Raw genomic sequence first — 21860 nt, 5'->3', positions numbered from 1 at the left:
TCAGCCGTTCCCCAATGCGGCGATGAAAGCGCGCGCGCGTTCACCAGCTTCGACAGGCGAAATGCCCGGCCGGTAGAGTGCCGAGCCGAGCCCGAAACCCTGCGCGCCGGCGGCGCGCCACGGTGCCATCCCCTCGGGCGTGATCCCGCCCACCGCGAACACGGCCATCTCCGGCGGCAGCACGGCGCGGTGCGCGCTCAGCACGGCCGGGGTGGCTGCCTCGGCCGGAAACAGTTTCAGGCCGCTCGCCCCGGCGGCGATCGCGGCAAAGGCTTCGCTTGGCGTGAAATAGCCGGGCAGCACGACCAGCCCGTCGCGGGCGGCGGCGGCGATGACGTCGATATTGGTGTTGGGCGACACGATCAGCCGGCCGCCCACCGCGCGGACCTTCTCGACCTGGGCGACCGACAGCACGGTGCCGCCGCCGACCAGCGCGGTGTCGCCATAGCGTCGGGCCAGCCGCTCGATGCTCGCCAGCGGATCTGGCGAGTTCAACGGCACCTCGATCATCGAGAAGCCCGCCTCGATCAGTGCATCGGCGACGCCCTCGACCTCATCGGGTTTCACGCCGCGCAGGATCGCGACCAGCGGACAACGGGCCATGGCCGCGGCGAAGTCAGCGTGCATCGATCATCCTCCACAGGGCGGTGATGCCGGCGATGAAGCCGGCCTGGCTGTCGATCGCGACCGGACGCCCGCCATAGGCCCCGATCGCGGCGGCATAGAGCGGGCCGAGCGCTGGATCGGCCAGGAGATGGACCGGCTGGCCCGGCACCAGCGCCTGTTCGCTGACATCGCTGCCGATCAGCAGGCCGCTGACATAGGAGGCAGCTTCCTCGCGCGGGCGCAGGTCGAGCAGCACGCTTGCCCGGACACCGAACAGAGCGGTCAGCAGCGTGGCGTCGGCCGAGGCAGCGATGCCCGCATGAAAGGCCGGGCCCTCCACGACGTCGGCCGTCAGGAAATCGGCGAGCAGGCTGTGGCGGCGGAGCAGCGCGAACAGCTCGCCGGTCATCGCCGTGCGGAAAGCCGCGACGCTGCCGCCCGCCATGCGGGCCCATTTGCAATGCGTGCCGGGCTGGCAGAGCAGGGCGTCGGGCGGGGCGAAGCCTGCGGCCACGCTGCCGAGCAACTGAACCTCCTCGCCGCGCATCACGTCGCCGCCGTCCCCGACAAAGGACAGGCCGGGCACGATCGCGGTCCGCGGTTCGACCCAGTGCAGTGCGTTTGCCAATGCGGTGAGGTTCGCCGGGCAGGCGAGATAGGGAACCTCGACCCAGCCGCGCACCGATCCGGCCATGCCGGCGATGAGGACCGGCAAGTCGCCAAAGCGGGCGCGGATGCCGGCGACCTCGGTGGGGAAGTCGCCGGGCGCGACCGAGGTGACGCCGCGATGGTCGCGTTCGCTCGCGACCACGGTGGCGTGTGCGTCGATCGCGTAAATGCGGCGGTTGGTGGTGCCCCAGTCGATGGCGAGGAAGACCGGCTCAGCCATGGGCATTATTTCTTCCCCGGCGAAGGCCAGGGGGAGGGGAGGCGGCACGCCGGATCATCCTCCCTCTCAATAGCATCCCACGCGCGCTGTCGAGAACCGCTCGCTCGCGGGTTCTCATTATCAGCCCAGCGGCGGTCCCGGCGGCTGTGGGAAGCGAGAGCGTGGCCCCTTGCCCCAGGCCGGCGTCGCGGTCTTGGGCGCATTGGCCTTCGGGTCCTCAAGATAATGCGCGATGTCGCGCGCGGTCTGGCGATGGAAGGCGGTGGTCAGCGCATCGGCGCCGGCTTTCGTCTTCAGAGTGGCCGCCAGCGTCGAGAGCTTGTCGAGCAGATAGGCCCGCGCCTCGGGCGCGGCGGCGTCGCTGCCGCCGAGGATCATCATCGATTCAAGCGCGACCTGCTGAGTCACCCGGCGCAGCGCGCGGTCGGATGCGGTGCCGTCGGCCGGTGCATTCCAGCTATGCGCGAAGACGGTATCGACCATCTCGGGGAAGGTCAGCGTGTCGGGCTGGCGGGCGGCAAGCGCGATCATGCGGGTCGACTTGGCGGCATCGAACAGGGGCTCAAGTACCATGCCGGCAAGGATGCGCGCCGCGCGAAGCTGGTCGAACACATCGTCGGTCGACAGGTCCTCCAGATTATTGCCGGGATCGGGGGTGAGCTGCCTCAGCAGCGTTTCAGGCAGCGCCAGGTTCTTCGGCTCGATCGCCTCCATCAGCAGACCGAGCGTGTCGCGCTGCAGCTTCGCCGGGATGAACTCGGTCGGTGGCAGGGTCTCGCCCTTCACGACGATGTTCTCGTACAGGCCACCGACATATTTCAGGCCGGATTCGATCGCGTAGCGGTGGTGGAGATAGGCCATCCACAGCCGGACATTGCGCAGCGAGCCGACCGGCTCGTCGGGCTTCAGCAGCTGCGGCCCGTAATTCGCGATCATGATCGCGCGGGCGGCCAGGGCCTCGCGCAGATTCTCGGTCGGCGTGGCGCGGTCGTCATACCAGGTCCAGCGCGGATCGGTCTCGGGCACGTAGAGGATACCCTTGGCGCGCATGTCGGCGATGATCGCGTCGAGCCTGGCCTTTTCCGATGCGGCGGGCAGCGGGGTATAGGCGTAGCGCACCATATAGGTGTCGTAGGCGCCGATCTGTTTCTGGAAGGATTCGCTCAGGTCGAGCTTGCCGTTCACCACCTTCACCCGCGGCGTGGGATATTCCATCACCGAGGCGCGGTCGTTGAGGCTCGAGGCGAAGTTGTGGCCGAAACCCTGGGCGTGTCCGAGTTCGTGCGCGGTGAGCAGCGCCTGGCGCAGCAGCACCATGTCGCGCTGCCCGGCCGGCATCGCCGCCATCCTGTCCTCGCTCAGCAGGCCGGGATCGGCGATGGTGATGCCGCTGCCGTCCGCCGGCAAGCCGCCGCTATAGCTGTCCCAATAATTGCCGACGGTGCGGATGCGGTGCGTGTCCATGCGCACCTTCGATCCGATCACCTCGCCGGTGCGCGGGTCGCGATAGGTGCCGCCCGAGGAGAAACCGCGCTCGTCCCGGTTGATCCACAGGACATAGGCGTAGCGGATATCCATCGGGTCCATGTCGGCCGGTGCGTCCAGCGCGACGATCGCGTTGCTGAAGCCTGCCGCCTCATAGGCCTTGTTCCACCACAGCAGCCCTTGCTTCATCGCGTGGCGGATCGGCGTTGGAATCGCGGGGTCGAAATAGATGGTGATCGGCTTCACCGGATCGCTGATCGCTGCGGACGGGTCCTTCTTCTCAAGCCGCCAGCGCGTGATCCAGCTTTCCTCCGGGCTCTCGTTGAACGGTTTCGAATAATCCTGGAAGCGGATCGCGCTGACGCCGATGCGCGGATCGGCCTTGCGCGGGGTGTAGCCCGTGGGCGCGCGCAGGAAGCTGTGGTGGATGCGCATCGTCATCATGCGCGGGTCGGGCGTCACGCCCGTTACCAGCGCGCCCGGATTGTCGGCGACGAAGGTCGCGCTGGTCTCGATCTCGGTATTGTCGGGAAAGGCCTTCATGCGTTTCGGGTAGAAGCTGCTCTTGCCCGCATCGAACTTGAAGCCGCCCTGGTTGGCGCGGCGGAGCTGCGATTCCACATTGGCGGCATCGCGCATGAAGAGGGACGTCGCGTCGACGACGACCTTGCCGCCCGCCTCGGATTCGATCGGCAACGCCGCCAGGGTCGAGGTGGGGAAACTGTCCGTCACCCCGTCCGCATGCGCCGCATCTCCGCTGAGCGAACGGAAGCGTAGATTCTGCTCGTTGACCAGCACCTTGCCGCCGACACGGGTGAAGCGGATCACCGCGCTGTCCATCACGCCGCGATCGAATGGCAGTTCGACCGATCCGCCGCCGGTCGCGGCGGAGACGTAATACAGCACGTCCGCGTCGAATGCGGGGATCTCGATCAGCACCCGACCTTTCGCCGCGTCGAAATAATAAGGGATGAAGCCGTCGACCCGTGCGGGCAGCGACGCACCCTTGGCCGGCGGCTCGGCCGGTCGCGCTATGGCGGACAGGGGCAGGGCGGCCAGACAGATCGCGCCTAGTGAGGAAGTAAGCAGCTTCGCCTTATTCATGGATCTGTCCTGATTGAGTTGATTGCCGGCCTGCCTTTCCCGTCACCCCGGACTTGTTCCGGGGTCCATGGTTCCGCACACGCAACGATTGCAGCGTGTGCGGGACGATGGATGCCGGAACAAGTCCGGCATGACGGATATGGGCGTGGCGTTACTGCGTGGCCGGCGGAGGCGGCGAGGCGGGTGCCGGATAGGCGACGCCCATCTGCTCGAGATAGCTGCCATATTTGGCCGGGTCGTAATAGAATTTCTCCATCTGGGGCCGCATCTGCGCCATCAGCTGGGTGTTGAGGTCGATCGCCGGCTTGTCGGCCGCGGTCAGCACCGGATCGTATTTCTGGTCCTTCTTCTGCACCGTGTTGAAATAGGTCTTGGCATCGGCGATCAGCTTCGGCGTCGTCATCAGGTCGAGCACCGTCATCGCCACCGCCTTGGCGCCGGCCACGGCCCCCTTGTGCGCGATCGGGGTCGCCATCGCGATCGCCGCCGTCACATTATGGCCGATCGTGCTCGGCACGTTGGACGGGAAGCGGATGGTGATGGTCGGCACCGCCCACATGATGTCGCCGATATCGTCGGAGCCGCCGCCATTGGACTTGCCGCGCGTCTCGGGCGTCGAGAGCGGATCGACACTGGTGCCGAGCGGCTGGATCTTCAGGCCGTTGGTTTCCTGGATCGCCTTGGCGAATGCCTGGTCCTCCGGGCTCCATTTCGGCATGCCGACCGCCTTGATGTTGAGATAGGCTGCCTCGGCCATCGGCTTGTTGGCGAAATTGGGCGCGGCATAGCCAAGCACGCGCCGCGTGACGGTGGTGCCCGTCGCCATCGCCGCCGCCTGGGAGATGGTGTTGCCCGTCTCGTAGAGCTGACGGATCGAATCGAAGGTCTGCTCGCGGAAATAATACCAGACCGCCGCTTCGCCCGGCACGACGTTCGGCTGCCCGCCGCCATTGGTGATGACATAATGCGAGCGCTGGGTGAGCGGCAGGTGTTCGCGGCGCATGTTCCACGCCATGTCCATCACCTCGACCGCGTCGAGCGCGCTGCGGCCTGCCCAGGGCGCGCCCGCCGCATGCGCGGTCTTGCCGTGGAAGCTGTATTCGACCGAGACCATGCCGTTGTTGCCGAGATCGCCGTAACCGGTGCCGAATCCATTGCCGACATGAGCGAAGATCGAAGCATCGACATCCTTGAACAGGCCTTCGCGGACATAATAGGCCTTGGTCGCGAGCAACTCCTCGGCGACGCCCGGCCACAGCATCAGGCGGCCCTTGATGCCGTGCTTGATCATGACGTCCCTGGCGGCGATCGCCGCGGCGACGATCAGCGGCATGCCGCTATTATGGCCTTCGCCGTGCCCCGGCGCGCCCGGGACCTGCGGCGTGATCCTGGGCGTGCCCGGCATCTGCGACAGGCCGAGCAGCCCGTCGATATCGCTGCCCAGCGCGATCAGCGGACCACCCTCGCCCCAGGTCGCGGTGAAGGCGGTGGGAATGCCCGCCACGCCGCGCGTGACCTTGAAGCCTTCCTTTTCGAGGATGCCGGTGATGTATTCGGAGGTCTTGAACTCCTGGAAGCCCGGTTCGGCGAAGCTGTAGATGGAATCGACCATCTGCTGCACCAGCCTGGCATGGGCATCGACATTGGCGATCGCCTCGGCCTTCAGCGCCGGCTTGGCCTGAGCGTTGGCGGCGGCGGGAACGTAAAGCGCGGTGGACAGCAAGGCGACCGTCAATCCAACCATCTTCTTCATTGGGATTCTCCTGATCTTTTCTGGTCTTGGGGTTTAGAAATCGAAGCGGAAACCGACCCGGAACACGCGGCCCAGGACGTCGTAGAGGTTGCGGTTGGTCTGCGGATAGGCAGGCGTGTTGTTGCCGGTCGGGCCGTTGCCCACCAGCACCGGATCGGTATCGAGCAGGTTCTTGATCGACAGGAACGCGGTCGTCTTCGCGCCGGCGATCTCGAAGCTGTGATTGACCTGGAGATCGAGATAGATCGCGCCGGCGATATCGTTGCGGTTCACCGTGCGGTTCGCGACGGTGGAGACCGGGCAATCGGTGCTGCAGACGATATAGCTGTTGTCGTACACGCCACCGCTGACACCGCGCCCGACGATCTGGAAGCCCCAGGGCCCGACATCGTACCCGGCCGTCAGGCGATAGGTCCAGTCGGGCAGGCTGCCCGAATTCTGGCCGGCCGCCTCGGTCGGCACGTCGACGCCGTTGTTGGTGTAGAGACTGATATTCTTCGTCACCAGCGCGCGCAGCGTCAGGGCACCCGGCCCGATCGGCTTGCGATAGCTCGCCTCGAAATCGATGCCCTTCGCCTCGATGCCGACGAAGTTGGTCGGCTTCAGCTCGATGCTGGTGATGACCAGGCCCGGCGTGGTGACGCCGCGACCGCCGGTGGTCGAGATGGCGGCACAGGCGGTGGCGTTGCTCTGCTCATAGCATTGCGTCACCAGCGTCTGCGCCGTCAGGTTGTTGATCGCGCCGCTGAGCTTGATCTGGAAATAATCGACCGAGAAGGCGAGGCCCGGGATGAAGCCGGGCGTGAAGATCGCGCCGACGCCATAGGTCTTGGCCACTTCCGGATCGAGAGCAGGATTGCCGACGGTGGATTCGTTGAACTGGTCGGCACGCTGGCCGCCGCCGGCCAATGGCACGTTGACGGTATTGGTGCGGCCGGTGCCCGGTGCGAACAGTTCGCCCAGGTTCGGCGCGCGGATGTCCCGGGAGATGGTGCCGCGGAACTTGACGTCGCGGATCGGCTGCCAGGTGACGCCGGCTTTCCAGGTGGTGACGGTGCCCGATGTCGAATAGTCGGTCAGGCGGAACGCGCCGTTGAAGTCGGCGCCCTTGAACAGCGGGACGATGGTTTCGAGATAGGCTTCCTTCACATTGTATTTGCCGAAGGTGGGCAGGTAATTGCCGTAGATCCAGGTGCCGCTGGTCACGCCGTTGGCGACGCGCGGCTGGAACAGCGGGTCGACCGAGCCTGAAACCGATTCCTGGCGCCATTCTCCGCCGAAGCCGAGCGAGATGGGGCCTGCCCAGATATCGACCAGATTGTTGGTGAAGAAGTTGAACGCCGCGACATCCTGCTTGAGCGTCTGCTTCCGCAGCGGTTGCAGCCCGTCATAAAGCACATAGGCAAGCGCCTCGGGCGAGACTCCGCCGATGCCGATGCGGTTGATCGGCACGCAGCCATTATTGACGTTGGCGGCGGTCAGGCGCGACCGGCAGACGATGGTGCCGGCGGCGATGCCCGAGGCATTGCCGGCGGGTGCCACGACCGCGTCGGTGGCAAGCGCCATGCGATCGATGTTCCACGCATTGGTCAGCAGCTCGTTGGTTTTGGTGATGCCCTTCTGGTAATAGGCGTCCCAGTGCCAGTTGCGGCCGAACAGGCCGAAATCGCCGCTGGCGCCCACCACATAGCGAAACACCTCGCGCGTATTGTCGCTGCCTTGCGGCGGGATGCCGATATTGCTGGTGCCGATCTGCGCCGTGGTGACGGGGGTGTTGCCCGGCGTCGCGTTATAGGCGTTGACCTGGTTGAGGAAGCTTGCCGGCAGATAGGCGTTGACCAGCCCGCCATTGGCGGCGGACGGCGCGATCTGGATGGTGACGCCGGTTGTGGGCGTCTGCTGGTAATAGCTCTGGCCCTGGTATCGGCTGTACGCGAACTGCCCGTAGACCTCGATGGCCGGCGAGAATTCGTAGCTGATGCGGCCGAACGCGCTCTTGCGGTCCTCCGACGGGAGCAGTGTCGCGCTGCTGACATGGCCCTCGCGCCCGATCAGATAGTCGCCCCCGACCATCCACTGGCCGTTGGACGGGCCGAACACGAAATTATTGGTGGTCGCCTTACCGGTCGCCGGATTGATCTGGCCGAAATAGACGCCCCTGAACGGCCCGGTGCTGATCAGGCCTCCCTCGGTGAACTGGCCGGTGCCGATGCCGCCCTGGATCAGGCGCGAGGGGTAGCAGATCGTCGCGGGGTTCGTGTCGGAACAGGCGGCCGCGCTATAGGCCGGGTTGTCGATCTGGAAGAAACCGGCGTCGTTCCAGTCGCGGTCGATGGTGTGGATGCCCTTCTGGGTGAAATATTCGCCGCTGACCAGAACATGGCCCTTGCCGCCAGCGAAGGGCGCCCCGCCCGTCAGCGTGAACTTGTGGTTCGGGCCGTCGCTATAGGTGGTGACGCCATATTCGTAGCTGCCCTTGATGCCGGTATATTTCTTGTCGAGGATGAAGTTGATGACGCCCGACACGGCGTCCGAGCCATAGGCCGAGGACGCGCCGCCGGTCACCACTTCGACCCGTTCGATCAGCGCCTGGGGGAAGGTGTTGACATCGACCACGCCGCTGGTAGCCGCCGCGACCGAGCGCTGGCCGTCGAACAGCACCAGGGTGCGCTGCGAGCCGAGGTTGCGCAAATTGACCGACGCGACGCCGGCAAGGCCGTTGCTAAGCGAGCCGTTCGAATTGGCCGCGGTCGAGCTGCCGCGCACCGAAGGAAGCGTGTTGACGAAGTCGGCGACGTTGGCGGGCGCCTCCGCCTGCAATTCCTTGCTGCTGATCACGCTGACCGGGGTGGGGGCGTTATAGCCGTCGCGCACGATGCGCGATCCGGTGACGGTAATCTCGTCTTGCGGCGTCTCGCCTCCCACAGGCTGATCCTCGGCGCCGCCATCGATCGGGATTGCGTCGCCGGCAGCGGCGGGGGCCTTGTCCTCGACGCTCGTCATCATCACCGGCGCCGTCTGCGCGCTGGCGATGCCGGGCATCGCCGCGGCGACCAGGGCCAGGATTCCGGCGGTCGACAGGTTGCGCCGTCTGAACAACTGGCGGTCTAAAGTCGTACTTGCGCTGAATAGAATTGTCATGGTCGCCCCCGATTATTGTTACTCCCTGGGCAACCTCTCCCTTCTTCCTGTTCATTTAGAACATTGTTTTCACACGCACCCGTTACTGGCTGATATATTCAACGCGCACTTCACCTGTGGCGCCGACGCGGTGCGCCGGTACCCGGTTGGTGTCTCGCATTATGGATTCTCCCGGTGGGGTAACTCTCTTCGGAACTGCCCCGGCGCAAGATTAGCAGAGTTTAGTTGGGGGATGTCGCTATTTTCACGCGTAGAATTACGTCGTTTGCGTGGAATATTTCAAAAACTATGAATAGGGCGCAGGTTTCGGGTGCTGCTCGACGCCAGCTAGCCCGATTCCCACATTGCAACCGGATTCGGTCCGAATCGGTGGAACGGCCTATGCCGGGCCGGTGAGCAGCACGGGCGGAACCGAGCGTTGCGCGACCTCGCGCATCACGAAGCTGCTGCGAATCTTGGCGACGTGCGGCAGCATGGAGAGCTCGCTGCGATAGACACGGTCGTAATCCTCGAACGACTTCACATGGACGATCATCAGGAAGTCGACATTGCCGGAGACGAAGCTGCAATAGGACATTGACGGGCACTTCACGACCGCCGTCTCGAATTCCATCAGCACGTTCTCGGCCTGGGAACGAAGCTCGATCATCACGATCACGACGATGCCGAAGCCAAGCCGGGCCATGTCGAGATCGGCCGAATAGCCGCGCACCGCGCCGCGCTCTTCCAGGATCTTGCGGCGCCGGGCAACCGCCGTGCTCGACAGATGGACCCGCTCGCTCAGTGCCACATCGGAGGCGCGCCCGTCGCTCGCCAGCTCGCGGAGGATTCGATAGTCGATCGCATCGATATCGCTGATGCCCGAATCGTTCATGCCCTGTCCCCTTTACGCATCAATCGATCGATTGTGCGTTGCAGCATGATCGGAAGCAACAAGGATGGCAACGTGCCCGGCAGATTCTATCTCGTGGAGGCGATCGACGGTTACCGCCCGACGGCTGTCCAGGCGATGGCTGATGCTGCGGCGCGGCGCGCAATGTCGAGCGGCACCATCCCCGACGGCACGGCCCGGGCGGAGGCGATCGTCATGTCGGGCGACTGCGGCATGGAGAGCGGATCGGTATAGTCGTCGGTGACGATCACCTGCGCGCCGAGGCTGATGATCGAGAACAGCTTCCTGGCAAAGGCGACCGGCAGTCGTACGCATCCGTGAGAGGCGGGATAGCCGGGGTTCCTGCCGGCGTGCAGCGCGATCCCGTCCCAGGTGAGGCGCAGCATGAACGGCATGGGTGCGTTCGAATAGATGTTGGAGCGGTGGTCCGCATCCTTTTCGAGGATGGTGAAGGCGCCCACCGGGGTGTCGAAACCGGGGGCGCCGCTGGAAATCGGCGAAAGGCCGATCAGCGCATCGCCGCGATAGACATAGGCGCGCTGGAGCGGGATGCTGACCAGGATGCGGATGTCACCGCCGCCGCCGGTGTCGTTCCAGACGAACTGGCCGGGTTCGAGCGTCGCGGCCACGTCCATGGTGAACGGGGCGCCGTCCGCTGCAAGGGCCGGCGTCGCGGTCCAGGCAAGCAGGAGCATCGCGGCGAGAGGCCAGGTCGAACTCCGGGACAGGGCCATGCGCACCTCGTTGTCGATCGGGGTTGCCGATCGGGACTGTCGATCGGCCACCCCGCCTTGGCGCCCGGGTGGTCGAATGGTTAATATGTGCCGCAACTTTATCCGGGAATCGAGGGCCAAATCTGCTATCCCGGCCCCGAGGACGGTCGAGGCGTGCCAGTGCGACATGGGCCAATGCTGGATGGGGACAGGATGCCGTCGCGGCGCGCGGTCCTGCGCAACAGCGCGGGTGTCGCCGCTGCGCTGACCGCGTCATTCGTGCTGCCCGACTTCCCTGGCAACGCCGCCATGGCGCAGGATTTCCCGCCGATCAGCGCGCCTTGCAAAACGCCCCCAGCCTTGCTTGGCCAGGCGCTGGTCGCGCTCGACCGGCATCGCCATCGGATCGAGTTCGCTGATCGTATCGCCATCGCCGACTTCAGCGCGCCGTCCTTCCAGCCGCGCCTCTATCTGGTCGATCTGCGTAACGGGGCCACCGTCAGCTTGCTCGTGGCGCACGGCAAGGGGTCAGACCCCGACCATAGCGGATGGGTGCGGCGCTTCTCGAACGACGAGGGCTCGCTTGCCTCTTCGGAGGGGGCTTTCCTGACATCGGACTATTATACCAGTGACCATGGCGTGTCTCAGCGCCTGATCGGCCTGGACGCTACCAACAACAACGCGGAAAGCCGCGCCATCGTCATTCACTGCGCCTGGTACGCCAACCCGGACATCCTGCTAAGCCAGCCGGTGCTTGGCCGCAGCGACGGCTGCTTCGTCGTGGGCGAGGCGGAAATCGACCTCCTGTTCGACCGGCTCGGGCCCGGGCGAATGCTCTTCTCGGCGAAGATCTAGCGCGGCGTCACCACCGCGCGCGCAGCGCTGATCAGGCGGGAAGGGTCGCAAAGGGGCGGCGACGCGGCCCCGCGATCCGGAAGCTGTCGCCCACGCCGCGCTGTTCGGCGCGCAGGCGAAGCTTCTCCGCCAGAACCCTGCCGACAAGCTCGTGATCGGCTCGGAAATAGATGGTGCCGTTCATTGTCAGTCTCCGTTTACCTGGCCTTGGACTCCTCTCGAGTCAGGTGCTTGATCGTATTTCCTGCACACCTCGACGTAGAACACAGTAGATTCGCGATTGTTCCGCGCTTCGTCGCAATCTTGGCCAACCGCATTCTTTGCCGGCGCCGGGAGAAAAGCCGGCGAGCTTGGCGGCGCCCGGCGACCCATTCGTGCCGCTATCGAAACGATTCTCCGATGCGGATGGCGATATCGCTGGGGGCGGTCCGAATCGTCAAAAACCATGACCGTCGTAAAATAAATTTCCGCCCGGAATCCGGCTGATTCCGGACCTATTCGTTCAAATCGAGCAAGATAGAACCAAAGTGGCGTTGACCGTGCCGGGATCATGTGTCTCATATTGGGACGGTATTCCGGGGGGAAATTATGACTGGCTTGGTGGAAGCCGCGACTGCGATTCTCAGCGCGTCCGAAAGACGCCTCGCCGCAGTTTCAGCAAATATATCCAATGTTTCGACGCCGGGCTACAAGCGCCAGATCAGTTTCGCTTCGCTCGTATCGCGGGATCGGGCCGATATGATCGGCGGGCTCGTGATGCGGCTCAGGCCGGATCTCGCCCAGGGCAAGATGGTCGATACCGGCAATCCGCTCGACATCGCGATCAGCGGCGACGGCTTCTTCAAGCTGCGGGACGGCAATGCGATGGTCTATTCGCGCCAGGGCCAGTTCCAGCTCGGCGCCAACGGCACCGTCGTCACGGCGCAGGGCCAGGTGCTGCAACAGGCGGGCGGCGGTGATCTGGTGCTTGAGCATGCGGGCGTCGAGATCCTCGCCGACGGCACGGTGCTTGATGGCGACCGCCCGGTCGCACGGATCGGGGTATTCCAGGCGAGTGCCGGCGCGATCGAGGCGATCGACGGCTCGCTGTTCAGGCTCGGCACTGGCGAGGCCGAAGAAGTGGCCGATCCGCTGGTGCGACAGGGCATGACCGAGGCGTCGAACGTCTCGGTCGGCGATGAGATGGTGACGATGATGGCCGCGCTACGCCAGGCGGAAAGCGGGGCCCGGCTGGTGCAGACCTATGACGATCTGCTCGGTCGCGCGATCACGACATTCGGGCAGAGCGGGCGATGAACGGCGCCTTCTATATCAGCTCGGTCGGGCTTCAGTCGCAGCAGCGCGCGCTGGATGTGATCGCCGGCAATATCGCCAATGTGAACACGCCCGCGTTCAAGCGGTCGCAGGTGCGTTTCTCCGAAGTGCTGGCGATGCGCAACGATCCGGATGTGCCGCGCGCGGATCTCGACACCATGGCGCTGACTACGTCGGGCGTGCGCGCGGATTCGGTCGCGATGATGAACGAGCCCGGCACGATGCAAGTCACCGGATCGAGCATGGACGTCGCGATCGAAGGGCAGGGCTTCATCGAGCTGATGGGGCCGAACGGCCAGACGCTGCTATGGCGCGGCGGCACGATGAAGGTCGGCGAGGACGGGTTGCTCTCCGCTGTGAACGGCATGGCGCTGAAGGCGGCCATCACCATTCCCGACGATACCTCAGCGATCACCATCGCCGCAGATGGCGTGGTGCGCGCCCGGACCGGGGAGGCAAGCCCGGTCGAGGTGGGGCAGATCGCCCTGGTCAAGGTCTCCGATCCGGCGATGCTGCAGCAGCTCGACGGCGGGTTGTACCGGGCGAATGACGGCGCGCGCCTGGTCGACGCGCAGGCCGGTGAGGACGGCACCGGCATGCTGGTGCAGGGATCGATCGAGCGGTCGAACGTCGAGATGACGACCGAGATGGTGCAGCTGATGCTGGTGCAGCGGGCCTATGCCGCGAACGCTCAGCTCATCCAGGCCGCCGATCAGCTCATGTCGATCGCCAACAGCCTGCGTCGATAAGGCTGCTCGCATGATTGCCGCCATCCTGCTCGCCGCCGGAGCCCCGACGATCACTGCCGCCGCTGAAGTGGCGGTGGCTGGTCGCCAGGTGCTGATCGGCGATGTGGTGACCGGATCGATGCTCGACGCCCGGACACGGGCCCGTATCGTGGCGACCCTGCCGCGCGACGGGGCGTCGGTGACGATTTCCCGGCAAGGGCTCGCACGCCTGGTCAGGCGCAGCCTGCCCGGCGCGGCCATGGCGGGGATGGACGGTGAGATCGTCCTTCGTTCCATCGCGCCCGCCCCTGTCGTCGGTACATGCTTCGTGCTGGCGGGTCCCGTGGCGAAGGGTGAGGCGATTACGCCTGATCTGGTCGCGGAGGCATCGTGCGGTGAAAGCCGTCCCGGCTCAGTCGGTTTCGATCGCGCGGCTGGCGGGGCCGTGGCGCTGGCCTCTCTGCCGGCCGGTACCCGTATCGGTCGCATCGCACCATTGGCCGCGCCCGGCGTCGGCAAGGGTGCGGCGCTCCGGCTGGTGTCGGTCGCCGGTCCGGTGCGGATCGAGCGGCAGGTGACCGCGCTTCAGCCGAGCCGCGGGCGTCGTGTCTTCGTGCGCGATGCCGACGGCCGGGTTTTCGCGGCGCCGCTGCAAATCGGAGGGACGAAATGACCGCTCGTATCGCCGCCTCAGCCATGTTCGCCGCGCTGGCGCTCGCGGCGCCGGCCGGGGCCGAGGATCTCTACAAGGGTGGCGGCTGGTCGGCGATGAGCAGCGATCGGCGCGCGAGCCAGGTCGGCGATGCGCTGACCGTCGTCGTCTACCAGGCGGCTGAATCGACCAGCACGGCGAAGACGGATTCGTCGAAGAACACCGCGCTCAGCGGCGGGCTCAGGGCCGGGTCGCTCGACGAATCCGGCGCCCTGCGCGTCGGCGGCAGCTATGCCGGCGGCGGCCAGGTGCAGCGCAGCGAGCGCTTCGTCACCCAGATGACGGTCGTGGTGCGGGAAATCCTGCCCAATGGCGATTTCGTCGTCACCGGCGAACAGCGCATGCGCGTCAATGGCGAGACCAGCAATATCGGCGTGCGCGGGCGGATCCGCCCGGCCGATATCGATGGTGAGAACCGCGTCCTTTCAAGCCGCGTCGCCGACGCGGAGATCAATTATGACGGCCAGGGTTTCGTCGCGCGCAGCGCGAAGCCCGGGCTCATCAACAAAGTGTTCCGTTTCCTCGGGCTTGGGTGATTTCCCGTGTTGTGTTTGCTTAGGTTGCTTGCCCTGCTGCTTGTCCCGATCGCGCTCGGCTCTCCCGCCATGGCGTCGGCGCAGGAAGTGTCGCTGCGCGGTCTCGGCCGGTTCGACGGCTGGCGGGAGAATGCGCTGATCGGCTACGGCCTCGTCACCGGCCTTGCCGGATCGGGCGACACGCGGCGCAGCGCGGTGACGCGGCAGGCGCTGCGCAACGTGCTCAACCGGCTCGGCACGACCGTGACCGACGACCAGATCAGCAGCCGCAACGTCGCGGTGGTGATGGTCATCGGCACCTTGCCCGCTTCCGCCAATGTCGGCGACCGGATCGACGTAACGGTGTCCTCGATCGGCGATGCGCGCAGCCTTGCCGGGGGGACATTGCTGATGACGCCGATGCTCGGGCCTGACCAGCACCCCTATGCGCTGGCGCAGGGCGCCCTGGTCGCTGGCGGCTACAGTTTCGAAAGCGATCTCAACCAGCAGCAGCGCAACTATCCGACCACCGCCATGCTGCAGGGCGGCGCCACGGTCGAAACCGCGGTCAACGCAACGATCCTGCGCAGCGACGGCCAGCTCTCCTTCCTGCTCAGCGACCCGAGCTTCGGCACCGCGCAGCGAATCGCCGAGACGGTGAACAATCGTTTCGGCTTCGGTTCGGCGATCGCCAAAGGCGCCGATGAAGTGAAGATCCGCTACGCCGGGGACCCCGCCCAGCTCACCACTTTCCTTGCCCAGATCGAGGCGCTGTCGGTTCGACCCGATCGCGCGCCCCGCGTCGTGGTCAACGAGCGTACCGGCACGATCGTTGCCGGTGGGGATGTGATGATCTCAAGCGTCGCGATCTCCCAGGGCGATATCAAGGTGACGATCAAGGCGGAGAACATCGCGTCGCAGCCGAATTTCTATTCGGGCTTCGCCAGCGACGTGCGCAGCCTGATTGTCACCAACACCAAGTTGGATGTCGACGATTCAGTCGGGGACACCGTGGTCAGCTTTCCCAACACGACCGTTTCCGATCTGGTCCAGGGCCTGTCGCGGGCCCGGGTCAATACGCGCCGGATGATCAGCATCCTGCAAGCCATCAAGACCGCGGGCGCGCTGCACGCGGACATCATCGTTCAATAAGGGGCCTGGAGCGTGGACGCCATTTCCTCCGTCATCATCAACAAGGCGCTCGACGGGCTGTCGATGCGTGCTCTCGCCACGGCGCAGAACATCGCCGGGGCCAGCTCGCGCGGTTTCCGTCCGGTGGAGGTCAATTTCGAGGACAGCCTCAAGGCGGCCGCGGCGAAGGGGCCGGAGGCAGTGCGCGACCTCGTCCTGACGATGAAGCCCTCGACGATCACCGGCATCGGCGACGAGGCGCGGCTCGACCTGGAACTCGCCACCGCGTCGGAAACGTCGCTGCGCTACGGCGCGCTGCTCGACATGCTCGGGCGCCAGATGTCGATCGCACGCACCGTCGTGCGCGGGGGGCAGTAATCATGGACGCAATGCAGATCAGCCGCACCGGGCTCGACGTCGAATGGCAGCGGCTTCAGGTGATCGCGCAGAACCTGGCCAATGTGAACACCAGCCGCACCGCATCGGGCCAGCCGTTCCGCGCCATGCGGCTGGTGTCCGCCGCCAAGGAGGGTTTCGCCGCGGTAATGGCAGGCAAGACGCAGGCGGCGAAGCCCAAGGGCGTGCAGGTGATGGGTCTCGAGCCGATGCCCGGCGGGTTGCGCCGGGTCTATGAACCGAACGATCCGCAGGCCGACGCGCAAGGCTATGTCAGCTATCCGGCGATCGACCATGCCGGCGAGATGACGCTGCTGATCAAGACGTCGCGCGCCTATGAGGCGAACCTCACCGCGATGAACGTCGCGCACCAGATGTACAGTCGCGCGCTCGAACTGGGGCGTCAGTCGTGACCGGGGTGGAGAGCATCGCGGCGACGACCGCGCTTTCCGCCGATCCGATCGCCATGCGGCTCGGCGCGATGCCGCAGGTGCAGCAGCCCTCGGGTTCCGGCTTCGGCGACATCCTGACCGCCGGCATGAAGCAGGTCGAAAGCAAGCTCGCCACCGCTGACGATCTGGTGCGCCAGTTCGCGCTCGACGATTCGGTGCCGGTGCACAAGGTGACCTATGCGCTCGAGGAAGCGCGCCTGTCGGTCGAGCTCGCGATGCAGGTCCGTACCCGGCTGGTCGAGACGTATCGCGAACTCATGAACATGCAGCTCTGATTCGATGACGACCGAGACTGCCACCCCACGGGCCTTCACCAACCAGCGGCGTATCGCCGTGGTGGCGTTCGTGGCGATCTGCCTTGCGCTGTTCGCCGGTTATTATCTGTTCCTGCGCACCGATTATGTCGTGCTCTACACCGGGCTGAAGCAGAGCGACGCGTCGGTGATCGTCGCCGAGCTCAAGGCGAAGGGCGTGTCACACCGGCTGCGCGACAATGGCACTACCATCCTGGTGCCGACCGCACAGGCCGACGATGTGCGCCTGTCGGTCGCGGGATCGGAAATCCCGATGAAGGGCGCGGTCGGCTTCGAGCTGTTCAACAAGTCCGACATGGGGCTGACCGACTTCGCGCAGAAGATCAATTATCAGCGCGCGTTGCAGGGCGAGCTCGCCCGGACGATCATGATGATGGAGGGCGTGGAAAGCGCCCGGGTTCATCTCGCCATCCCCGAACGCTCGCTGTTCCGCGGCAATCGCAGCACGCCCAAGGCGGCGATCGAAGTGATCGCGAAACCGGGCCAGCAGCTCACGGCGGAGCGCGTCGCTGGAATCCAGCAGCTCGTCGCCTCTGCCGTGCCGGATCTGCCGCTTGGCGAAGTCGTGGTGCTTGACGGTGACGGGCATATCGTCAGCCAGGCGCCGGCGTCGCAGGCGATCGCGTCGCCCGAGGTCGAGGAACAGGTTGCCGCGCAGAACTATTACAGCGCCCGTGCCAAGGCGGCGATGGCGGGCGTGCTGCCAGGGCTGAATGTCGGCGTGCGCACGCTGGTGCTGGGCGGCGGAGATGCCGGTACGGTCGGGACCGTGCCGGGTAGCGCGTCAGCACCGAGCGCACGCAATTTCCGGTTGCGCGTCACTGTGCTGACGCTGTCGCCACTGGAAGCGGGCGATCAGGATCGCGCGCGCGCCGCCGTCGCTACGGCGATCGGCCTTGACGAAGCGATCGGCGACAGCCTCTCGTTCGAAGTCGGGCCGATCACGCAGCCAGCCGCGGCGCCCCAGCCGGTCCTCCCGGCGGCGGTGCCGGCAACTGTGGTCGATCCGGTAACGCCGGTCACGGCGCTCGATTTTGGCGGATTGTTCAGCTGGTGGTCGCTAGCGCTGGCCGCGCTCGTGGCGGCGACCGCGGTGACCCTGGTCGTGCGCAATCGCCAGGGTGCCTTGTCGGTGGAGGACCGTGACGCCTTTGTCGGGCGCCTGCGCGCGCAGCTTGCCGGCGACCGGGGTGACGATGGCCGCTGACAGCCTGATCGCCCTGGCCGCTGAGCTCGACGCGATGCCGCATGGCGCGCGGCGTGCGATCCTGCGCGCGCTGACGCCGTCCGAACGCGCCGCGCTCGACCGGCGGCTCGCGGCCGAGACCGATGCCGCGGTGGCCTATGCGCCGCCCGAGGCCGCCAGCGAATATTCGGCCTGGATCGCCGAGCGGATCGATATCGCCCGCACTACCACCGGCCATGCTGTCGCGGGGAACATGACGAGCGCCGCGCGCCAGGCGCTGCTGCAAGCGGTCGGCGGCGGATCGAACCGTCCGGAGCAGCGGCCAGCGCTGGTGCCGCCGGGCACCTCGGGTCGCTCGCTGCTCGATGCGGTCGGCGGGTTGCTCGGCCCGCGCAAGGCACGACCATGATCATCAAGTCCGGCAGCGACGGCGGCAGCGTGAAATCCTTTGCCGGCGCGCCCGCGGTTGCGCCCGCCATTCCCGCGCCTCGCGTCGCGGCGCCGGTGAAGTCGGCCACCGAACTGGCGCTGGATGACGCGCATGAGGAAATCGCGGCGCTGCAGGAGGCACTGCTCGCGGCGCGCGAAACCGCTGCCGCCGCCGAACGCGTCGCGCGGGACGAGGGCTATCGCGAGGGCCTTGATGCCGCGACGAGCGACAGCGAAAGCCTCGCCGCCGATATCCGCGAGGCCGCGGATGCCGCCCGCGCCGCGTGGGACGAACGCCTCGCCGGACTCGATGCGCTTGCCGTGATGGTTGCACGGGCGTCGCTGGCGCGGATGTTCGGCGATGGTGCCGACATGGCTGATCTGGCGGCGCAGGCGATCCAGCATCGTATCGCCGCCCTGCGCGCCGAAAGCGTGGTTGCGGTGCGCGTCAGCGGCGTGGACTTTGCCGGCGATGCGCTTGATCTGTTGCGGCAACAGGCCGGCGGGACCGACATCATCGTCGACAAGCTGTTGCCGAGCGGGGAGTGCCGCATCGACCTGCAACTCGGCCATGTCGCCTGCGGGCCGGTCACGCAGTGGCGGGAACTCGACGCCTTTCTCGCCGGTCTGGCGAGCGGGTCGTGAAGACGCACGCCTTCCTTCAACGCATCGCCGAGGCGGATTTCGCGCAGCCCTATGGCTATGTGCGCAAGGTCGCTTCGGGTCTGGTCGAGGCAAGCGGCCCCGCCGCGGCGCTGGGCGATCTGTGCGAGATCGAATGCGATGGTGACGGCGGCACCCATTGGACCCCGGCGGAGATCGCCGCGGTCGATACCGACCGGGTCGTGCTGATCCCGCTCGAATCCGGTGCCGGCATTCGTCTGGATGCGCGGGTCGTGGCTCGCCCGCGTCACCGCCAGGTCTCGGTCGGCGACGGTTTCGCGGGGCGGGCGGTCGATGCCCTTGGTCGTCCGATCGACGGCGGTGCGGCGATCGTCGCCGATGCCGGCATGCCGCTGGCCGGCAGCGTGCCCAGGCCGATGGACCGCGCCGACCCGTCGCGCGTGCTGAACACCGGGCTGCGCGCGATCGACGGCCTGCTCACGCTGGGGGAGGGGCAGCGCATCGGCATCTTCGCTGCCTCGGGCGTCGGGAAGACCAGCCTGATGGAACAGCTCGCGACTCAGACGGAGGGCGATCGCTGCATTCTCTGCCTGGTCGGCGAGCGCGGGCGTGAGGTCGAGGCGATGTGGCGCCTGCTTTCGGCACGCAAGGATGCCGCGCGCTTCACCCTGGTCGCGGCGACATCGGACGAGAGCGCGGCGTTGCGTGTCCGCTCCGTGCAATATGCGCTGTGCCTCGCCGACTATTGGCGTGGGCGCGGCGAGCATGTCGTGCTGATGATCGACTCTGTCACGCGCATGGCGATGGCGCTGCGCGAGATCGGCCTCGCCGCCGGGGCGCCGCCGACCGTGCGCGCCTACACGCCCAACGTCTTCACCGCCTTGCCGCGCATCGTCGAACGCTGCGGCGCTACGCGCAACGGCGGGGCGATCACCGCGATCATGACGGTGCTGAGCGAGACCGACGATGTCGACGATCCGATCGTCGAGCTGATGAAGTCGTTGCTTGACGGGCATATCGTCCTGTCCCGCACCCTTGCCGAACAGGGGCATTTCCCGGCGATCGACATCGCCCGCAGCATTAGCCGCCAGTCCGAACGGCTGGTCTCGAAGGACCAGGCCGGCGCGATGCGCGAGGCGACGGCGATGCTTTCCGCTTATGAGGAAGCCCGGGTGATGATCGAAAGCGGTGTCTACAAGAACGGCACCAACGCCAATGTCGACCGCGCCATCGCGGCGCGGGCGGATCTCGCCGCTTTCCTGCGGCAGCCGCGGACTGAACGCACTGCCTTTGCCGAGGTGGTGCAGCGCTTGCGGCAGGTGGTCGATCGGGTTCGCGCGCATGGCTAGGCCAGTCGATCCGCGCCAGGTCGCGAAGCTGGTCGCGGTGCAGCATGTCCGCCGCGCCGCCGCCGATTCAGCCCTTGCCGCGGCGCGCGCTGCCGAGGCCGAGGCGTTGAGCGCGCAGCAATCGGCGCGGGAGGCGGCGGACAGCGCGCGCGACGACTGGTTCGCGCATCTCGCCGAGCCCGGTTTCGCGCCCGACTATGCGCGGGGACTCGCCGGTCGCCTGATGCAGCGCGAGGGACTCGCTGAGGAGGCGGACACCCGTCATCGTCTGTCGGCTGACCTCCATGCGCGGCGGCAGGACGACTGGCGTTCGGCCGAGGCGCGCGTCCAGCTCACCGAGGCGCAGCATGAGGCAGCGCGGCGCGACGCCGCACGCCGTCGCGAGGAAAAGCGGCTCGACGCGCTGTCGGACCGAGTCACGTATAATTGGATGATGCGATGACCGTCAGCATTGGACCGCGTGCCGCCGGGCAGCAACGCGTCGTGCCTCCGGCGCCACCACCGGCACCGGAAGCACCGCGCGCAGATTCTTCCTTCGACGATCTGCTTGGCGGGATGGGCACCCGGTTCGTGGCGGATTTTGATGGCGCCGCGTCCGGTACCGATCAGGATGCCGGTGTCGGGGGCCATGCCAACATGTTCAATGCCGACGGCTTTTTTCAGGGGGCGACAGCCCTGCCAGGGCAGCCGCGTGTCGCGGACCCGTCAGTCGATATCGTCGCGCCGGTTCCCGCAGTGGATATCGCCGGGGCGATCGCCGCCGCCGCCGATCCAGCGGCGCCGGGGACCGTTCCCGCCGTTCATTCCCTGCCATCGCCCGCTGCCGCAGTGGATTCCCGGCCAAGGCCCACACCCGGCACGGCCTCAATGATTTCAGGCAAGGCCGTCGTCCCGATGCCGCCCGAATTCCTGGCTGACGCGCCTGCTGCCGCGCCCCGGCCCGAAAAGGCCAGCGCATCGCCGTCGTCCTACGACACGCCGTCCTCGGCTGCCCCGGATATTGGCACGCCCGTTGGTCGTCGCCTGCTCGCAAGGCTTTTCGCAACACGCGGCGCGGCGCTCTCGGCCCGGGTCGCGGTGCGGGAGGTCGAGCAGGGCCTGCAGATTTCCATGCAACTGGGCGAGCTTGAACCGGCCGACCGCTTGAAATTGCGCGACCGGGTCGTCGCGCTGCTGTCGCGACACGGACTGGCGGCGAAGGACATCACGATCAACGGGGACAGCCGGACGATCCGCGCGGGCACGCCGGGCACCGGAACGGGAGGACAATGA

23 protein-coding genes are annotated in these 21860 nt (G+C 66.5%); 15 read left to right on the top strand and 8 right to left on the bottom strand.

Features of this window, described 5'->3' with window-relative positions:
- The 7 genes from P0Y59_14575 to P0Y59_14545 form a co-directional block, all read right to left on the bottom strand.
- The gene (locus P0Y59_14575; GenBank protein WEJ98168.1) at positions 1-627 is read right to left on the bottom strand and encodes a 2-dehydro-3-deoxy-6-phosphogalactonate aldolase; all 627 of its coding nucleotides are present in this window, start codon (positions 625-627) and stop codon (positions 1-3) included.
- Entirely contained in the window at positions 617-1495 is an 879-nt protein-coding gene (locus tag P0Y59_14570) for a 2-dehydro-3-deoxygalactonokinase (protein WEJ98167.1), read from the bottom strand. The genes P0Y59_14575 and P0Y59_14570 overlap by 11 nt, the downstream gene beginning before the upstream one ends.
- Before the next feature lie 120 nt (positions 1496-1615).
- The gene (locus P0Y59_14565) at positions 1616-4084 is read right to left on the bottom strand and encodes a zinc-dependent metalloprotease (GenBank protein WEJ98166.1); all 2469 of its coding nucleotides are present in this window, start codon (positions 4082-4084) and stop codon (positions 1616-1618) included.
- A gap of 151 nt (positions 4085-4235) precedes the next feature.
- Positions 4236-5837 (bottom strand): amidohydrolase, encoded by a 1602-nt coding sequence (locus tag P0Y59_14560; protein ID WEJ98165.1) that lies wholly within the window; start codon positions 5835-5837, stop codon positions 4236-4238.
- 33 nt (positions 5838-5870) lie between these two features.
- Positions 5871-8978, bottom strand: a complete 3108-nt coding sequence (locus P0Y59_14555; protein ID WEJ98164.1) for a TonB-dependent receptor — start codon at positions 8976-8978, stop codon at positions 5871-5873.
- A gap of 379 nt (positions 8979-9357) precedes the next feature.
- Positions 9358-9852, bottom strand: coding sequence for an Lrp/AsnC family transcriptional regulator (locus tag P0Y59_14550; GenBank protein WEJ98163.1), 495 nt, complete (start codon positions 9850-9852; stop codon positions 9358-9360).
- 110 nt (positions 9853-9962) lie between these two features.
- Positions 9963-10604 (bottom strand): L,D-transpeptidase family protein, encoded by a 642-nt coding sequence (locus P0Y59_14545; protein WEJ98162.1) that lies wholly within the window; start codon positions 10602-10604, stop codon positions 9963-9965.
- A gap of 288 nt (positions 10605-10892) precedes the next feature.
- Between P0Y59_14545 and P0Y59_14540 the strand changes: the two genes are divergently transcribed.
- Positions 10893-11438: a murein L,D-transpeptidase catalytic domain family protein gene (locus P0Y59_14540; GenBank protein ID WEK02586.1), complete on the top strand. Its 546-nt coding sequence runs from the start codon at positions 10893-10895 to the stop codon at positions 11436-11438.
- Positions 11439-11469: 31 nt separating this feature from the next.
- Here P0Y59_14540 and P0Y59_14535 read toward each other — a convergent pair whose 3' ends face one another.
- A complete protein-coding gene (locus P0Y59_14535) occupies positions 11470-11622 on the bottom strand; it encodes a hypothetical protein (GenBank protein ID WEJ98161.1) in 153 nt (50 codons plus the stop codon).
- A 404-nt stretch (positions 11623-12026) separates the two neighbouring features.
- Between P0Y59_14535 and P0Y59_14530 the strand changes: the two genes are divergently transcribed.
- From P0Y59_14530 to P0Y59_14465, 14 genes are read left to right on the top strand one after another with little or no spacing between them, the layout of a single operon-like run.
- Entirely contained in the window at positions 12027-12734 is a 708-nt protein-coding gene (locus P0Y59_14530; protein WEJ98160.1) for a flagellar hook basal-body protein, read from the top strand.
- Positions 12731-13501, top strand: coding sequence for a flagellar hook basal-body protein (locus P0Y59_14525; GenBank protein ID WEJ98159.1), 771 nt, complete (start codon positions 12731-12733; stop codon positions 13499-13501). The genes P0Y59_14530 and P0Y59_14525 overlap by 4 nt, the downstream gene beginning before the upstream one ends.
- 10 nt (positions 13502-13511) lie before the next feature.
- Positions 13512-14153, top strand: a complete 642-nt coding sequence (locus P0Y59_14520) for a hypothetical protein (protein WEJ98158.1) — start codon at positions 13512-13514, stop codon at positions 14151-14153.
- Positions 14150-14728, top strand: a complete 579-nt coding sequence (locus P0Y59_14515) for a flagellar basal body L-ring protein FlgH (protein WEJ98157.1) — start codon at positions 14150-14152, stop codon at positions 14726-14728. The genes P0Y59_14520 and P0Y59_14515 overlap by 4 nt, the downstream gene beginning before the upstream one ends.
- A gap of 6 nt (positions 14729-14734) precedes the next feature.
- Positions 14735-15859 carry a flagellar basal body P-ring protein FlgI gene (locus P0Y59_14510; protein WEJ98156.1) on the top strand — a complete coding sequence of 375 codons (1125 nt, stop codon included), beginning with the start codon at positions 14735-14737 and terminating at the stop codon, positions 15857-15859.
- 12 nt (positions 15860-15871) lie between these two features.
- A complete protein-coding gene (locus P0Y59_14505) occupies positions 15872-16216 on the top strand; it encodes a hypothetical protein (protein WEJ98155.1) in 345 nt (114 codons plus the stop codon).
- A 2-nt stretch (positions 16217-16218) separates the two neighbouring features.
- Complete coding sequence (gene flgC, locus P0Y59_14500; GenBank protein ID WEJ98154.1) at positions 16219-16647, top strand: flagellar basal body rod protein FlgC; 429 nt, start codon at positions 16219-16221, stop codon at positions 16645-16647.
- Positions 16644-16961: a flagellar hook-basal body complex protein FliE gene (locus P0Y59_14495; protein ID WEJ98153.1), complete on the top strand. Its 318-nt coding sequence runs from the start codon at positions 16644-16646 to the stop codon at positions 16959-16961. The genes flgC and P0Y59_14495 overlap by 4 nt, the downstream gene beginning before the upstream one ends.
- Before the next feature lie 4 nt (positions 16962-16965).
- Positions 16966-18207 (top strand): flagellar basal-body MS-ring/collar protein FliF, encoded by a 1242-nt coding sequence (gene fliF / locus P0Y59_14490; protein WEJ98152.1) that lies wholly within the window; start codon positions 16966-16968, stop codon positions 18205-18207.
- On the top strand, positions 18197-18595 hold the full coding sequence (locus P0Y59_14485) for a hypothetical protein (GenBank protein ID WEJ98151.1): 399 nt from the start codon (positions 18197-18199) through the stop codon (positions 18593-18595). Before fliF ends, P0Y59_14485 begins: the two co-directional genes overlap by 11 nt.
- Positions 18592-19260, top strand: coding sequence for a hypothetical protein (locus tag P0Y59_14480; GenBank protein ID WEJ98150.1), 669 nt, complete (start codon positions 18592-18594; stop codon positions 19258-19260). Before P0Y59_14485 ends, P0Y59_14480 begins: the two co-directional genes overlap by 4 nt.
- Positions 19257-20588: a FliI/YscN family ATPase gene (locus P0Y59_14475; protein ID WEJ98149.1), complete on the top strand. Its 1332-nt coding sequence runs from the start codon at positions 19257-19259 to the stop codon at positions 20586-20588. The genes P0Y59_14480 and P0Y59_14475 overlap by 4 nt, the downstream gene beginning before the upstream one ends.
- Positions 20581-21030 (top strand): hypothetical protein, encoded by a 450-nt coding sequence (locus P0Y59_14470; GenBank protein ID WEJ98148.1) that lies wholly within the window; start codon positions 20581-20583, stop codon positions 21028-21030. Before P0Y59_14475 ends, P0Y59_14470 begins: the two co-directional genes overlap by 8 nt.
- Complete coding sequence (locus P0Y59_14465) at positions 21027-21860, top strand: hypothetical protein (GenBank protein ID WEJ98147.1); 834 nt, start codon at positions 21027-21029, stop codon at positions 21858-21860. The genes P0Y59_14470 and P0Y59_14465 overlap by 4 nt, the downstream gene beginning before the upstream one ends.

Origin of the sequence: Candidatus Sphingomonas phytovorans (assembly GCA_029202385.1) — a bacterium.
Lineage (GTDB): Bacteria > Pseudomonadota > Alphaproteobacteria > Sphingomonadales > Sphingomonadaceae > Sphingomonas > Sphingomonas phytovorans.
Note: the sequence above shows the minus strand (reverse complement) of the source record. Positions and strands in the feature narration are given on the sequence as shown.

What these genes read in the sequence shown, in the direction of transcription:
- P0Y59_14575 (WEJ98168.1), bottom strand. Translation starts at nt 627, where the DNA reads ATGCACGCTGACTTCGCCGCGGCCATGGCCCGTTGTCCGCTGGTCGCG.
- P0Y59_14570 (WEJ98167.1), bottom strand. Translation starts at nt 1,495, where the DNA reads ATGGCTGAGCCGGTCTTCCTCGCCATCGACTGGGGCACCACCAACCGC.
- P0Y59_14565 (WEJ98166.1), bottom strand. Translation starts at nt 4,084, where the DNA reads ATGAATAAGGCGAAGCTGCTTACTTCCTCACTAGGCGCGATCTGTCTG.
- P0Y59_14560 (WEJ98165.1), bottom strand. Translation starts at nt 5,837, where the DNA reads ATGAAGAAGATGGTTGGATTGACGGTCGCCTTGCTGTCCACCGCGCTT.
- P0Y59_14555 (WEJ98164.1), bottom strand. Translation starts at nt 8,978, where the DNA reads ATGACAATTCTATTCAGCGCAAGTACGACTTTAGACCGCCAGTTGTTC.
- P0Y59_14550 (WEJ98163.1), bottom strand. Translation starts at nt 9,852, where the DNA reads ATGAACGATTCGGGCATCAGCGATATCGATGCGATCGACTATCGAATC.
- P0Y59_14545 (WEJ98162.1), bottom strand. Translation starts at nt 10,604, where the DNA reads ATGGCCCTGTCCCGGAGTTCGACCTGGCCTCTCGCCGCGATGCTCCTG.
- P0Y59_14540 (WEK02586.1), top strand. Translation starts at nt 10,893, where the DNA reads ATGGCGCAGGATTTCCCGCCGATCAGCGCGCCTTGCAAAACGCCCCCA.
- P0Y59_14535 (WEJ98161.1), bottom strand. Translation starts at nt 11,622, where the DNA reads ATGAACGGCACCATCTATTTCCGAGCCGATCACGAGCTTGTCGGCAGG.
- P0Y59_14530 (WEJ98160.1), top strand. Translation starts at nt 12,027, where the DNA reads ATGACTGGCTTGGTGGAAGCCGCGACTGCGATTCTCAGCGCGTCCGAA.
- P0Y59_14525 (WEJ98159.1), top strand. Translation starts at nt 12,731, where the DNA reads ATGAACGGCGCCTTCTATATCAGCTCGGTCGGGCTTCAGTCGCAGCAG.
- P0Y59_14520 (WEJ98158.1), top strand. Translation starts at nt 13,512, where the DNA reads ATGATTGCCGCCATCCTGCTCGCCGCCGGAGCCCCGACGATCACTGCC.
- P0Y59_14515 (WEJ98157.1), top strand. Translation starts at nt 14,150, where the DNA reads ATGACCGCTCGTATCGCCGCCTCAGCCATGTTCGCCGCGCTGGCGCTC.
- flgC (WEJ98154.1), top strand. Translation starts at nt 16,219, where the DNA reads ATGGACGCAATGCAGATCAGCCGCACCGGGCTCGACGTCGAATGGCAG.
- fliF (WEJ98152.1), top strand. Translation starts at nt 16,966, where the DNA reads ATGACGACCGAGACTGCCACCCCACGGGCCTTCACCAACCAGCGGCGT.
- P0Y59_14485 (WEJ98151.1), top strand. Translation starts at nt 18,197, where the DNA reads ATGGCCGCTGACAGCCTGATCGCCCTGGCCGCTGAGCTCGACGCGATG.
- P0Y59_14480 (WEJ98150.1), top strand. Translation starts at nt 18,592, where the DNA reads ATGATCATCAAGTCCGGCAGCGACGGCGGCAGCGTGAAATCCTTTGCC.
- P0Y59_14470 (WEJ98148.1), top strand. Translation starts at nt 20,581, where the DNA reads ATGGCTAGGCCAGTCGATCCGCGCCAGGTCGCGAAGCTGGTCGCGGTG.
- P0Y59_14465 (WEJ98147.1), top strand. Translation starts at nt 21,027, where the DNA reads ATGACCGTCAGCATTGGACCGCGTGCCGCCGGGCAGCAACGCGTCGTG.